The organism is Pseudomonas schmalbachii, assembly GCF_017589465.1.
Lineage (GTDB): Bacteria > Pseudomonadota > Gammaproteobacteria > Pseudomonadales > Pseudomonadaceae > Pseudomonas > Pseudomonas schmalbachii.
Map to the genome: position 1 here is coordinate 426,676 of NZ_JAELYA010000005.1, position 12,795 is coordinate 439,470.

Here is a 12,795-nt window from a genome sequence, read left to right on the forward strand (position 1 = left end):
CTTCTGACAAGATCAGAGGGTTGGTCATTGGGATGCGTGGAGGCCCAACCCGACTTATCGAGGAACTACCATGTCCCAAGTCAACATGCGCGATATGCTGAAGGCCGGTGTGCACTTCGGCCACCAGACCCGTTACTGGAACCCGAAAATGGGCAAGTTCATTTTTGGCGCGCGTAACAAGATTCACATCATCAACCTGGAAAAAACCCTGCCGATGTTCAACGAGGCCCTGACCTTCGTTGAGCGCCTGGCCCAGGGCAAGAACAAGATCCTGTTCGTCGGCACCAAGCGTTCCGCCGGCAAGATCGTTCGCGAAGAAGCTGCTCGTTGCGGCATGCCGTACGTCGATCACCGTTGGCTGGGCGGCATGCTCACCAACTACAAGACCATCCGTCAGTCGATCAAGCGCCTGCGCGAGCTGGAAACCCAGTCCCAGGACGGCACCTTCGCCAAGCTGACCAAGAAAGAAGCCCTGATGCGCACCCGTGATCTGGAAAAACTGGATCGCAGCCTGGGTGGTATCAAGGACATGGGCGGCCTGCCGGACGCTCTGTTCGTGATCGACGTCGACCACGAGCGCATCGCCATCACCGAAGCCAACAAGCTGGGCATCCCGGTCATCGGCATCGTCGATACCAACAGCAGCCCGGAAGGCGTCGACTACGTCATCCCGGGTAACGACGACGCCATTCGCGCCGTTCAGCTGTACCTCGGCTCGATGGCAGAAGCCGTTCTGCGTGGTCGTCAGAACGCTCAAGGCGGTGCTGACGAGTTCGTCGAAGAAGCGCCGGCCGAATCCGCCGAAGGCTGATTCCGGGACGTCCAGACGTCCGACGGTGCGCAGGAAGGGGGCTAGGCCCCCTTTTTGCCACCCTTGATTCCGCCCGGTCAGCCGGGCGATCTGGTTTTGAGAGCAACTCAAGAGGATTGCGAAATGGCAGAGATTACTGCAGCACTGGTCAAAGAACTGCGCGAGCGCACCGGCCAGGGCATGATGGAGTGCAAGAAGGCGCTGGTAGCCGCCGGTGGTGACATCGAGAAGGCTATCGACGACATGCGCGCTTCCGGCGCCATCAAGGCCGCCAAGAAAGCCGGCAACATTGCCGCTGAAGGCGCCATCGCCGTCAAAGTGGCTGCCGACAACAAGGTTGCCACCATCATCGAAGTCAACTCGCAGACCGACTTCCTGGCTCTGCAGGACGACTTCAAGGCTTTCGTTGCCGACAGCCTGGAAAAAGCCGTCGCCCAGAACCTGACCGACGCTGCTCCGCTGATCGCCGAGCAGGAGTCCGCTCGTGAGGCCCTGGTCGCCAAGTGCGGCGAAAACGTCAACATCCGTCGTCTGGCTCGCGCCGAAGGCGACGTGGTTGGCGCCTACCTGCACGGCCACCGCATCGGCGTTCTGGTGACCCTCAAGGGTGGCAGCACCGAGCTGGCCCGTGACATCGCCATGCACGTCGCCGCCAGCAACCCGGCTGTCCTGAGCCCGGCCGATGTTTCCGACGAGCTGATCGCCAAGGAAAAGGAAATCTTCCTGCAGCTGAACGCCGACAAGATCGCCGGCAAGCCGGAAAACATCGTCGAGAACATGGTCAAGGGCCGTATCTCCAAGTTCCTCGCCGAAGCCAGCCTGGTCGAGCAGGCATTCGTCAAGGATCCGGAAGTCAAGGTCGGTGACCTGGCCAAGAAAGCCGGCGCTGAGATCGTTTCCTTCATCCGCTTCGAAGTGGGCGAAGGCATCGAGAAAGCCGAAGCTGACTTCGCTGCAGAAGTTGCTGCTCAAGTAGCCGCTTCCAAGCAGTAAGACAGTCTCCGACTGTCGCCCCGCAAGAGGCTGCCCGCTCACGCGCGCGGCCTCTTCGTCAAACTGGGGAAGCCAAATGGGGCGGCTTCCACGGCGCGGGCCCGCACGGCGGGTCCCCGGCGCCGCAAGCATGGCTGGTCCATGCTTCCAAGATCGGCGCCGGAGTTGGCGCCAAGCATTCAAAATCGCCGCAGGAGAAAAAGGTCATGGCTCAGCAGTTGGGCGCTCGTCAACCTCGCTATAAACGCATTCTTCTAAAATTGAGCGGCGAAGCCCTGATGGGGTCGGAAGAGTTCGGCATCGATCCCAAGGTGCTGGATCGGATGGCGCTGGAGATCGGCCAACTGGTCGGTATCGGCGTCCAGGTCGGCCTGGTCATCGGTGGTGGCAACCTGTTCCGCGGTTCGGCGCTGTCCGCTGCCGGCATGGACCGGGTAACGGGCGACCACATGGGTATGCTCGCGACCGTGATGAACGCCCTGGCCATGCGCGATGCGCTGGATCGCTCGAACATCACCGCAATCGTGATGTCTGCAATTACCATGGTCGGCGTCACCGACCACTACGACCGGCGCAAGGCGATGCGCCACCTGTCCAGTGGCGAAGTGGTCATCTTCTCCGCCGGAACCGGCAACCCGTTCTTCACCACCGATTCGGCTGCCTGCCTGCGGGCGATCGAGATCGACGCCGATGTGGTTCTCAAGGCGACCAAGGTGGATGGCGTGTACACTGCCGATCCTTTCAAGGACCCGAACGCAGAGAAGTTCGACCGCCTTACCTATGACGAAGTGCTGGATCGCAAGCTGGGCGTGATGGACCTGACGGCCATCTGCCTGTGCCGCGACCAGAAGATGCCGCTGCGGGTGTTCAACATGAACAAGCCGGGTGCGCTGCTGAATATTGTTGTTGGTGGTGCCGAAGGCACCCTGATCGAGGAGGATTGAGATGATCAACGAGATCAAGAAGGAAGCCCAGGAACGCATGGGCAAGACCCTGGAAGCGCTGGGGCATGCTTTCGCCAAGATTCGTACCGGCCGTGCTCACCCGAGCATCCTGGATAGCGTGATGGTTTCCTACTACGGCGCCGATACCCCGCTGCGCCAGGTGGCCAACGTGACCGTCGAGGACTCCCGTACCCTGGCCCTGAGCGTGTTCGACAAGAGCATGATCCAGGCTGTGGAAAAGGCCATCATGACCTCCGACCTGGGTCTGAACCCGGCAACCGCGGGCACCACCATTCGCGTGCCGATGCCGGCCCTGACCGAGGAAACCCGCAAGGGCTTCACCAAGCAGGCCCGCGCCGAAGCCGAGCAGGCTCGTGTATCCGTGCGCAACATCCGTCGCGATGCGCTGGCGCAACTGAAGGATCTGCAGAAGGAAAAGGAAATCAGCGAGGACGACGAGCGTCGTGCCGGCGACGAGATCCAGAAGCTGACCGACAAGTTCGTTGCCGAGATCGAAAAGGCTCTGGAAGCCAAGGAAGCGGATCTGATGGCCGTCTGACGGCCGGGCTTTCCCCATGGATAAAACCAAGCAAGCGATGCCTGTAGCTGTGCCGCGGCACGTAGCGATCATCATGGACGGCAACAACCGCTGGGCGAAGAAGCGCCTGATGCCGGGCGTTGCCGGGCACAAGGCCGGGGTCAGCGCCGTTCGCGCGGTGATCAAGACCTGTGTCGAGGCTGGCGTCGAGGTGCTGACGATTTTCGCGTTTTCCAGCGAAAACTGGCAGCGCCCTGCCGACGAAGTCGGCGCGCTGATGGAGCTGTTCCTCATGGCGTTGCGCCGTGAGGTGCGCAAACTCAGCGAAAACGGTATTCGCCTGCGCATCATCGGCGATCGCAGCCGCTTCCATCCGGATCTGCAGGCTGCGATGGTCGAGGCCGAAAGTCTCACCGCAGGCGGTACCCGCTTCCTTCTCCAGGTGGCGGCGAACTATGGCGGTCAATGGGACATCACCCAGGCCGCCCAGCAACTGGCGCGCGAGGTGCAGGCTGGTCGTCTGACGCCGGAGGAAATCACTCCGGAGCGCCTGCAGAGCTGTCTGGTCACTGGCGATATGCCGATGCCCGATCTGTGCATTCGCACCGGTGGCGAGCACCGCATCAGCAACTTCCTGCTCTGGCAGTTGGCTTACTCCGAGTTGTATTTCTCCGATCTCTACTGGCCCGACTTCAAGCGTGCTGCAATGCGCGAAGCTCTGGCCGACTACGCCTCACGCCAACGTCGCTTCGGCAAGACCAGCGAACAGGTCGAGGCCGAGGCGCGTTCGACATGCTGAAACAACGGGTCCTGACCGCGCTGGTACTGTTGCCTGTCGCGCTGGCTGGTTTCTTCCTGCTGGATGGCGCAGCGTTTTCGTTGTTCATCGGTCTGGTGGTAACGCTGGGGGCGTGGGAGTGGGCGCGTCTGGCCGGCTATGGCCGGCAGGGCGAGCGTTGGGCCTACGCCGCACTGGTGGCCGTGCTGATGCTGGTCTGCTCCCTGTTGCCGCAACTGGCCGGCGCCATCCTGCTGGTTGCGTTGCTCTGGTGGCTGCTGGCGACGGTGATGGTGCTGACCTATCCGGACAGCAGCTACTTCTGGGGCGGCCGCTGGCGGCGCCTGCTGATCGGCCTGCTGATCCTGCTGCCGGCCTGGCAGGGGCTGGTTCTGCTCAAGCAGTGGCCGCTGGCCAATGGCCTGATCATCGCGGTCATGGTGCTGGTCTGGGCCGCCGACATAGGCGCCTATTTCTCCGGAAAGGCCTTCGGCAAGCGCAAGCTGGCCCCCAGGGTCAGTCCGGGCAAGAGCTGGGAAGGCTTCTACGGCGGTCTTGCGCTCAGCCTGCTGATCACCTTCGGTGTCGGTTTGTACCGTGACTGGAGCGCCCGTGAACTGGTCCTTGCGCTGATCGGTGCGGCTCTGGTGGTGGCGCTTTCGGTGGTCGGCGATCTGACTGAAAGCATGTTCAAGCGCCAGGCTGGCCTCAAGGACAGCAGCAGCCTGCTGCCCGGCCATGGTGGCGTGCTGGATCGTATCGACAGCCTGACGGCGGCCATTCCGGTGTTTACTGTGTTGCTCTGGGCCGCTGGCTGGGGGGCGCCGTGAGTAGCGTGCAGCGAATCTGTGTGCTGGGGGCGACCGGTTCGATCGGACTCAGCACCCTGGACGTGATTGCCCGTCATCCGGAGCGTTACCGGGTATTCGCCCTGAGCGGTTATTCGCGTCTGGCCGAGCTCGAGGCCCTGTGCCTGCAGCATCGGCCGCGTTTCGCCGTGGTTCCGGATGCCGGGCAGGCGCGTCATCTGCAGGGCGGCCTGATCGGTGCCGGCCTGGATACCCGTGTGCTGGTGGGTGAGCAGGGGCTTTGCGAGGTGGCCGGACATCCCGATGTGGATGTGGTGATGGCTGCCATTGTCGGCGCGGCCGGACTCAAGCCTACGTTGGCGGCGGTCGAGGCCGGCAAGCGCGTGCTGCTGGCGAACAAGGAGGCGCTGGTCATGTCCGGCGCCCTGTTCATGCATGCCGTCAAGGCGAGCGGGGCGGTGCTGTTGCCCATCGACAGCGAACACAATGCGATCTTCCAGTGCCTGCCGACGGACTATTCCCGTGGTCTGGCTGCAGTAGGGGTGCGTCGCATCCTGCTGACCGCTTCCGGCGGCCCGTTCCGCCAGACGCCGCTGGAGCAACTGGAGCAGGTTTCCCCCGAGCAGGCCTGTGCTCATCCCAACTGGTCGATGGGGCGGAAGATTTCGGTGGATTCCGCCAGCATGATGAACAAGGGGCTCGAGCTGATCGAGGCCTGCTGGTTGTTCGATGCGCGTCCGGCGCAGATCGAGGTGGTGATCCATCCGCAGAGCGTGATCCATTCGCTGGTCGACTATGTGGATGGTTCGGTCCTGGCGCAGCTCGGCAATCCCGACATGCGTACGCCTATCGCTCATGCACTGTCCTGGCCGGAGCGAATCGATTCGGGCGTTTCCGCGCTCGATCTGTTCAGTGTCGCCCGTCTCGACTTCCAGGCGCCCGACGAACAGCGTTTCCCCTGTCTGCGTCTGGCTCGTGCGGCGGCCGAAGCGGGTGGCAGCGTTCCGGCCATGCTCAATGCGGCCAACGAAGTGGCTGTCGCGGCGTTTCTCGAACGGCGGATTCGCTTCACCGAGATCGCGGTTATCATCGAGGATGTACTGAACCGTGAGTCCGCCACTGCGGTCGAAACTCTCGATGCCGTGCTGGCTGCCGACCAGCGGGCGCGAACCTCCGCACTGGAGTGGTTGCGCCGGCACGGGCGTTGATTCCTGGAGAAAGCGATGAGTGCGCTATATATGGTCGTCGGGCTGCTGGTTGCCCTTGGCGTCCTGGTCACCTTCCACGAGTTCGGCCACTTCTGGGTGGCGCGCCGTTGCGGCGTGAAAGTGCTGCGCTTCTCCGTGGGCTTCGGCACACCCCTGCTGCGCTGGTATGACAAGCACGGCACCGAATTCGTCGTGGCTGCCATCCCTCTGGGCGGTTACGTGAAGATGCTCGACGAGCGGGAGGGCGACGTATCGCCGCAACTGCTCGATCAGGCCTTCAACCGCAAGAGCGTGCGCCAGCGCATCGCCATCGTCTCGGCCGGCCCGATCGCCAACTTCCTGCTTGCCATCCTGTTCTTCTGGATTCTGGCGATGCTCGGCAGCCAGCAGATCCGGCCGGTGATCGGCTCCGTGGTGCCGGAAAGCCCCGCCGCAGTGGCAGGTCTCGCTGCCGGCCAGGAACTGGTGTCGGTTGACGGCGAGGCGGTCGACGGTTGGGGCGGGGTCAACCTGCAACTGGTTCGCCGCCTTGGCGAGAGCGGCGAGATCAGCGTCGGCGTGGTCGAGTCCGGTTCCACCCTCCCGGTTGTACACCGTCTGCAGATCAGTTCCTGGCTGAAGAATGCCGACAATCCCGATCCCATAGGTGGGCTGGGGATCCAGCCCTGGCGTCCGGCTGTACCGCCGGTGATCTCCCAACTGGATGACAAGGGGCCGGCCAAGGCTGCCGGTCTGGCTGTCGGCGATCTGCTGGTGAGCGTGGATGGCCAGCCTGTGGACGACTGGCAGCAGGTGGTCGATAAGGTCCGGGCACGTCCTGCGGAAAAACTGGCGCTGGGAGTGCGACGTGACGGAAATGAGCGCCAGATCATTCTGACTCTCGCCGTGAAAGGGGAGGGCAAGGAGCGTACGGGCTATCTCGGCGCCGGTGTCGCCGGGGGCGAGTGGCCGGCGGAAATGCTTCGTGAAGTGAGCTACGGTCCGGTCGCCGCGATAGGCCAGGCACTTCAGCGTACTTGGTCGATGAGTCTGCTAACTCTCGATTCTCTAAAGAAAATGGTGCTTGGCCAGCTCTCGGTAAAAAACTTGAGTGGGCCGATAACCATTGCTAAAGTGGCGGGCGCTTCGGCCCAGTCCGGCGTGGGGGAGTTCCTGCATTTCCTCGCCTACCTGAGCATTAGTTTGGGGGTGCTCAACCTGCTGCCGATCCCGGTCCTTGATGGGGGACACCTGCTGTTTTACATGGTCGAATGGGCACGTGGCCGTCCACTTTCGGAGCGTATCCAGGCCTGGGGGATGCAGATCGGTATCAGTCTGGTCATAGGGGTCATGTTGCTGGCCCTGGTCAACGATTTGAGCCGACTGTAGGTCTCCGTTGAGTTTCGGATCTGCCGCCTTATGCGGCAGATTCTTTATTTGCCAAATGGAATTAAAAGGACTCCATGAAACGCTATCTGCTACCCGCGGCCATTTCCGCGATGATGATCGCCCAGGTTCACGCCGAGTCCTTCACAGTCTCCGATATCCGGGTCAATGGCCTGCAGCGTGTTTCCGCTGGTAGCGTATTCGCCGCCCTTCCCTTGAACGTGGGCGACCAGGTTGACGACCGTCGGCTGGTCGACGCGACCCGTTCCCTGTTCAAGACCGGCTTCTTCCAGGACATCCAGTTGGGGCGCGACGGCAATGTCCTCGTCGTCAACGTGGTCGAGCGTCCGTCGATCTCCAGCATCGAGCTCGAAGGCAACAAGGCGATCACCAAGGACGACCTGATGAAGGGCCTCAAGCAGTCGGGCCTGGCTGAAGGCGAGATCTTCCAGCGCGCCACCCTCGAAGGCGTGCGCAACGAGCTGCAGCGCCAGTATGTTGCCCAGGGGCGTTATTCGGCCACGATCGAAACCGAAGTGATCCCGCAGCCGCGCAACCGCGTCGCCCTGAAGATCAACATCAACGAGGGTACGGTGGCGGCCATCGCCCACGTCAACGTGGTCGGCAACACGGTCTTCTCCGAAGAAGATCTCACCGATCTGTTCGAGCTGAAGACCACCAACTGGCTGTCCTTCTTCAAGAACGACGACAAGTATTCCCGCGAGAAACTGTCCGGCGACCTGGAGCGCCTGCGCTCGTACTACCTGGACCGTGGCTATATCAACATGGATATCGCCTCGACCCAGGTTTCCATCACCCCGGACAAGAAGCACGTCTATATCACCGTCAACGTCAACGAAGGCGAGAAGTACACCATTCGTGACGTCAAGCTCAGCGGCGACCTGAAGGTGCCGGAAGAGGAAGTCCAGAAACTCCTGCTGGTGAAGAAAGGGCAGGTGTTCTCGCGCAAGGTGATGACCACCACTTCCGACCTGATCACCCGCCGCCTGGGTAACGAGGGTTACACCTTCGCCAACGTCAACGGTGTGCCGGAAGCGCATGACGACGACAAGACCGTGACCGTGACCTACGTGGTCGATCCGGGCAAGCGCGCCTACGTCAACCGCATCAACTTCCGCGGCAACACCAAGACCGAGGACGAAGTGCTGCGTCGCGAGATGCGCCAGATGGAAGGTGGCTGGGCCTCGACCTATCTGATCGACCAGTCCAAGCGTCGCCTGGAGCGTCTCGGTTACTTCAAGACGGTCAACGTCGAGACTCCTGCAGTTCCCGGCACCGATGACCAGGTGGACGTGAACTACAGCGTGGAAGAGCAGCCGTCCGGCTCGATCACTGCCAGCGTCGGCTTCGCCCAGAGCGCGGGCCTGATCCTCGGTGGTTCGATCAGCCAGAACAACTTCCTGGGCACCGGTAACAAGGTCAGCATCGGCCTGACCCGAAGCGACTACCAGAGCCGCTACAACTTCGGCTTCGTCGACCCCTACTGGACCGTCGACGGCGTGAGCCTCGGCTACAACGTCTTCTATCGCGACACCGACTACGACAAGCTCGACGTCGATGTTTCCAGCTACTCGGTGAACAGCCTGGGCGCGGGCGTCAGCATCGGTTACCCGATCAGCGAAACCTCCCGCCTGACCTACGGCCTGACCGCGCAGCGCGACGAGATCGATACCGGCTCCTACACCGTCGATGAGATCTTCGATTTCATCGAGAAGGAAGGCAACAGTTTCACCAACTTCAAGGCATCCGTCGGCTGGTCCGAATCGACCCTGAACAAGGGTGTGCTGGCCAACCGTGGTCATTCGCAGAGCCTGGTGCTGGAATCCACCATTCCGGGCAGCGACCTGGCCTTCTACAAGCTCGACTACCGTGGCCAGCTCTTCGCTCCGCTGTCGGACAGCTACACCCTGCGCTTCCACACCGAGCTGGGTTATGGCGACGGCTACGGTTCCACCGAGCGCCTGCCGTTCTATGAGAACTACTTCGCCGGCGGTGTGAACTCGGTACGCGGTTTCAAGGACAGCTCCCTCGGTCCGCGCAGTACGCCGAGCAGGGTGACCCAGCCGCTCGACCCGAGCTTCCCGGAAGGTCCGGACGCCCAGGGCCGCTTCACCGATCCGGACCAGGACCCGCAACCCTTCGGTGGTAACATCCTGATCACCGGTGGTGCGGAACTGCTGTTCCCGATGCCGTTCGTCAAGGACCAGAGCCAGTTGCGTACCGTGCTGTTCTGGGATGTGGGTAACGTATTCGATTCCGAGTGCCCGCTTTCCACCACGCAGGGTTGCGATGGCGTGAAGATGAGCGAGCTGGCCAGTTCCGTCGGTGTCGGCCTGACCTGGATCACCGCCCTCGGCCCGCTGAGTTTCAGCCTGGGTGCGCCGATCAAGAAGCCGGACAATGCCGAAACCCAGATATTCCAGTTCTCCCTGGGCCAGACTTTCTGATTGTTAGTTGACCGTTTCGTTGTAAATACAACCCAGTTTCTGCAGGAGTACATCGTGCGCAAGTTGACCCAGTTCGTTCTGATCACCGCCGCCCTGATGGCGGGCCCGGCTTTCGCCGACGTGAAAATCGCCGTGCTCAACTATCAGATGGCGCTTCTCGAGTCGGATGCCGCCAAGCAATATGCAGTCGACGCCGAGAAGAAGTTCGGCCCGCAACTGAACAAGCTGAAAACCCTGGAACGTGACGCCAAGGCCCTGCAGGACAAGCTGGTCAGCGGCGGCAGCAAGATGTCCCAGGCCGAGCGCGAAAAGGCCGAGCTGGACTTCAAGCAGAAGGCACGCGACTTCCAGTTCCAGTCCAAGGAGCTGAACGAGTCCAAGGCTGCTGCGGACCGCGAGATGCTGAAGAAGCTGAAGCCGAAGCTTGACCAGGCCGTAGAGGAAACCATCAAGAAGGGTGGTTTCGACCTGGTGCTCGAACGCGGTGCAGTGGTCGATGTGAAGCCGCAGTACGACATCACCCGCCAAGTCATCGAGCGCATGAATCAGTTGCGCTGATGATGACTGCAGCATCCTTTGCCCTGGCCGATCTGGCCGCGCAGCTCAATGCCGAGCTGCGCGGCGACTCGTCCCTGGTGATTCGTGGCCTGGCCACTCTGCAGGACGCTGGACCGGACCAGTTGAGCTTCCTGGCCAACCCGCAATACCGCAAATTCCTCGCGGACAGCCGTGCGGGCGCGGTATTGCTGACGGCCGCGGATGCCGAAGGCTATGCCGGCAATGCGCTGGTGGTGGCCAACCCCTATCTGGCTTATGCCAGCCTGTCGCACCAGTTCGATCCCAAGCCCGGGGCTCCGGCCGGTATCCATCCGACTGCGGTAGTGGATGGAAGCGCCAGTATCGACCCCAGCGCCAGTATCGGCCCCTACGCGGTGGTCGAAGCGGGAGCCCGCGTTGGTGCCGGTGTGACGCTCGGCGCGCATTGCTTCGTCGGCGCGCGCAGCATCATCGGCGATGGCGGCTGGCTGGCTCCGCGGGTCACGCTGTATCACGACGTGCGCATCGGCAAACGGGTGACGATCCAGTCCGGTGCCGTGATCGGCGGCGAAGGTTTCGGTTTCGCCAACGAGAAGGGTGTCTGGCAGAAGATCGCGCAGATCGGTGGCGTCACCATCGGCGACGATGTCGAGATCGGCGCCAACACCACCATCGACCGCGGCGCGCTGTCGGACACCCTGATCGGTGACGGCGTCAAGCTCGACAACCAGATCATGATCGCGCACAACGTGCAGATCGGCGACCATACGGCCATGGCCGGATGCTGCGGCATCTCCGGCAGCGCCAAGATCGGCAAGCACTGCATGCTGGCCGGCGGTGTCGGGCTGGTCGGGCACATCGAAATCTGCGACAACGTCTTCGTCACTGGAATGACCATGGTTACCCGTTCGATCACCGAACCGGGTGCCTATTCCTCCGGAACGGCCATGCAGCCGGCGGCCGAATGGAAGAAGAGCGCTGCACGTATTCGCCAGCTGGATGACATGGCTCGTCGTCTGCAACAGCTGGAAAAACGTCTGGCTGCCGTGACCCCGGACGCAGACACTCCATCAGATGCGTAATTGACGCATTTTTTGGCGTTTCCTTTTTCTGAACAGGCTCCCCTGAACATGATGGACATCAACGAGATTCGCGAATACCTGCCTCATCGCTACCCTTTCCTGCTGGTGGATCGGGTGGTGGAGCTGGATATCGAGGGCAAGCGCATTCGCGCCTACAAGAATGTCAGCATCAATGAGCCGTTCTTCAATGGCCATTTCCCGCAGCACCCGATCATGCCGGGCGTGCTGATCATCGAAGCGATGGCGCAGGCTGCCGGCATCCTCGGCTTCAAGATGCTCGACGTGAAGCCGGCCGACGGTACCCTCTACTATTTCGTCGGCTCCGATAACCTGCGCTTCCGCCAGCCGGTTCTGCCGGGCGACCAACTGAACCTGCATGCCCAGTTCGTCAGCGTCAAACGTGGCATCTGGAAGTTCGATTGCCGTGCCACCGTCGATGACAAGCCAGTATGCTCGGCTGAAATCATCTGTGCGGAACGCAAGCTATGAGTTTGATCGATCCTCGCGCCATCATCGACCCGCGTGCAACGCTGGCTGACGACGTAGAAGTGGGCCCCTGGTCCATCGTCGGGCCGGATGTGGAGATCGGCGAAGGTACGGTAATCGGCCCGCACGTAGTGCTCAAGGGCCCGACCAGGATCGGCAAGCACAACCGCATTTTCCAGTTCTCCAGCGTCGGCGAGGACACTCCCGACCTGAAGTACAAGGGCGAGCCGACCCGGCTGGTCATCGGCGATCACAACGTGATCCGCGAAGGGGTGACCATTCACCGCGGGACCGTACAGGATCGTTCCGAAACCACCATCGGCGACCACAATCTGCTGATGGCCTATGTGCATATCGGTCACGACAGCGTGATCGGCAACCACTGCATCCTGGTCAACAACACCGCGTTGGCTGGCCATGTGCATGTGGATGACTGGGCGATCCTCTCCGGCTATACGCTGGTCCATCAGTTCTGCCGGATCGGCGCGCACAGCTTCTCCGGCATGGGCAGCGCGATCGGCAAGGACGTTCCAGCCTATGTCACCGTCTTCGGCAACCCGGCCGAAGCACGCAGCATGAACTTCGAGGGGCTGCGCCGTCGCGGTTTCAGCGCGGAAGCCATCCAGGCGCTGCGCCGGGCTTACAAGGTGGTCTACCGCCAGGGCCTGACCGTCGAAGAGGCGCTGGCCGAGCTTGCCGAAGTCTCCGCCCAGTTCCCTGAGGTCGCGGTATTCCGCGATTCCATCCAGAGCGCCACCCGCGGCATCACCCGCTGA

General features: G+C 62.0%; 13 protein-coding genes. All 13 read left to right on the forward strand.

Translation table 11 applies throughout. The features are described 5' to 3' along the window. The first annotated feature begins 70 nt into the window (after window positions 1-70). The 13 genes from rpsB (at window position 71) to lpxA (ending at window position 12,795) form a co-directional block, all read left to right on the forward strand. Window positions 71-811, forward strand: coding sequence for a 30S ribosomal protein S2 (gene rpsB, locus JFY56_RS15470; protein ID WP_208314722.1), 741 nt, complete (start codon window positions 71-73; stop codon window positions 809-811). A gap of 123 nt (window positions 812-934) precedes the next feature. Beyond that, window positions 935-1,804, forward strand: a complete 870-nt coding sequence (tsf, locus tag JFY56_RS15475; RefSeq protein WP_208314723.1) for a translation elongation factor Ts — start codon at window positions 935-937, stop codon at window positions 1,802-1,804. 206 nt (window positions 1,805-2,010) lie between these two features. Next, window positions 2,011-2,748 (forward strand): UMP kinase, encoded by a 738-nt coding sequence (gene pyrH, locus JFY56_RS15480; RefSeq protein WP_208314724.1) that lies wholly within the window; start codon window positions 2,011-2,013, stop codon window positions 2,746-2,748. A 1-nt stretch (window position 2,749) separates the two neighbouring features. Next, the gene (frr, locus tag JFY56_RS15485; protein ID WP_208314725.1) at window positions 2,750-3,307 is read left to right on the forward strand and encodes a ribosome recycling factor; all 558 of its coding nucleotides are present in this window, start codon (window positions 2,750-2,752) and stop codon (window positions 3,305-3,307) included. Between the two features lie 16 nt (window positions 3,308-3,323). Further along, complete coding sequence (gene uppS, locus JFY56_RS15490) at window positions 3,324-4,085, forward strand: polyprenyl diphosphate synthase (protein ID WP_208314726.1); 762 nt, start codon at window positions 3,324-3,326, stop codon at window positions 4,083-4,085. Continuing rightward, window positions 4,079-4,894 (forward strand): phosphatidate cytidylyltransferase, encoded by an 816-nt coding sequence (locus tag JFY56_RS15495; protein WP_208314727.1) that lies wholly within the window; start codon window positions 4,079-4,081, stop codon window positions 4,892-4,894. Before uppS ends, JFY56_RS15495 begins: the two co-directional genes overlap by 7 nt. Beyond that, window positions 4,891-6,081 carry a 1-deoxy-D-xylulose-5-phosphate reductoisomerase gene (gene ispC, locus JFY56_RS15500; RefSeq protein WP_208314728.1) on the forward strand — a complete coding sequence of 397 codons (1,191 nt, stop codon included), beginning with the start codon at window positions 4,891-4,893 and terminating at the stop codon, window positions 6,079-6,081. The genes JFY56_RS15495 and ispC overlap by 4 nt, the downstream gene beginning before the upstream one ends. A gap of 15 nt (window positions 6,082-6,096) precedes the next feature. Beyond that, a complete protein-coding gene (gene rseP / locus JFY56_RS15505) occupies window positions 6,097-7,449 on the forward strand; it encodes an RIP metalloprotease RseP (protein ID WP_208314729.1) in 1,353 nt (450 codons plus the stop codon). Window positions 7,450-7,523: 74 nt separating this feature from the next. After that, window positions 7,524-9,914 (forward strand): outer membrane protein assembly factor BamA, encoded by a 2,391-nt coding sequence (gene bamA / locus JFY56_RS15510; RefSeq protein WP_208314730.1) that lies wholly within the window; start codon window positions 7,524-7,526, stop codon window positions 9,912-9,914. A gap of 54 nt (window positions 9,915-9,968) precedes the next feature. Then, window positions 9,969-10,472 (forward strand): OmpH family outer membrane protein, encoded by a 504-nt coding sequence (locus JFY56_RS15515; RefSeq protein WP_208314731.1) that lies wholly within the window; start codon window positions 9,969-9,971, stop codon window positions 10,470-10,472. Beyond that, complete coding sequence (gene lpxD / locus JFY56_RS15520) at window positions 10,472-11,533, forward strand: UDP-3-O-(3-hydroxymyristoyl)glucosamine N-acyltransferase (RefSeq protein WP_208314732.1); 1,062 nt, start codon at window positions 10,472-10,474, stop codon at window positions 11,531-11,533. Before JFY56_RS15515 ends, lpxD begins: the two co-directional genes overlap by 1 nt. 48 nt (window positions 11,534-11,581) lie before the next feature. Continuing rightward, window positions 11,582-12,022 carry a 3-hydroxyacyl-ACP dehydratase FabZ gene (gene fabZ, locus JFY56_RS15525; protein ID WP_208314733.1) on the forward strand — a complete coding sequence of 147 codons (441 nt, stop codon included), beginning with the start codon at window positions 11,582-11,584 and terminating at the stop codon, window positions 12,020-12,022. Further along, a complete protein-coding gene (gene lpxA / locus JFY56_RS15530; protein ID WP_208314734.1) occupies window positions 12,019-12,795 on the forward strand; it encodes an acyl-ACP--UDP-N-acetylglucosamine O-acyltransferase in 777 nt (258 codons plus the stop codon). The genes fabZ and lpxA overlap by 4 nt, the downstream gene beginning before the upstream one ends.

Bases quoted from the DNA above. Each gene is read 5' to 3' on its own strand.
- fabZ (WP_208314733.1), top strand. From the start codon at position 11,582: ATGATGGACATCAACGAGATTCGCGAATACCTGCCTCATCGCTACCCT.
- rpsB (WP_208314722.1), top strand. From the start codon at position 71: ATGTCCCAAGTCAACATGCGCGATATGCTGAAGGCCGGTGTGCACTTC.
- tsf (WP_208314723.1), top strand. From the start codon at position 935: ATGGCAGAGATTACTGCAGCACTGGTCAAAGAACTGCGCGAGCGCACC.
- pyrH (WP_208314724.1), top strand. From the start codon at position 2,011: ATGGCTCAGCAGTTGGGCGCTCGTCAACCTCGCTATAAACGCATTCTT.
- rseP (WP_208314729.1), top strand. From the start codon at position 6,097: ATGAGTGCGCTATATATGGTCGTCGGGCTGCTGGTTGCCCTTGGCGTC.
- JFY56_RS15495 (WP_208314727.1), top strand. From the start codon at position 4,079: ATGCTGAAACAACGGGTCCTGACCGCGCTGGTACTGTTGCCTGTCGCG.
- lpxA (WP_208314734.1), top strand. From the start codon at position 12,019: ATGAGTTTGATCGATCCTCGCGCCATCATCGACCCGCGTGCAACGCTG.
- lpxD (WP_208314732.1), top strand. From the start codon at position 10,472: ATGATGACTGCAGCATCCTTTGCCCTGGCCGATCTGGCCGCGCAGCTC.
- bamA (WP_208314730.1), top strand. From the start codon at position 7,524: ATGAAACGCTATCTGCTACCCGCGGCCATTTCCGCGATGATGATCGCC.
- uppS (WP_208314726.1), top strand. From the start codon at position 3,324: ATGGATAAAACCAAGCAAGCGATGCCTGTAGCTGTGCCGCGGCACGTA.
- frr (WP_208314725.1), top strand. From the start codon at position 2,750: ATGATCAACGAGATCAAGAAGGAAGCCCAGGAACGCATGGGCAAGACC.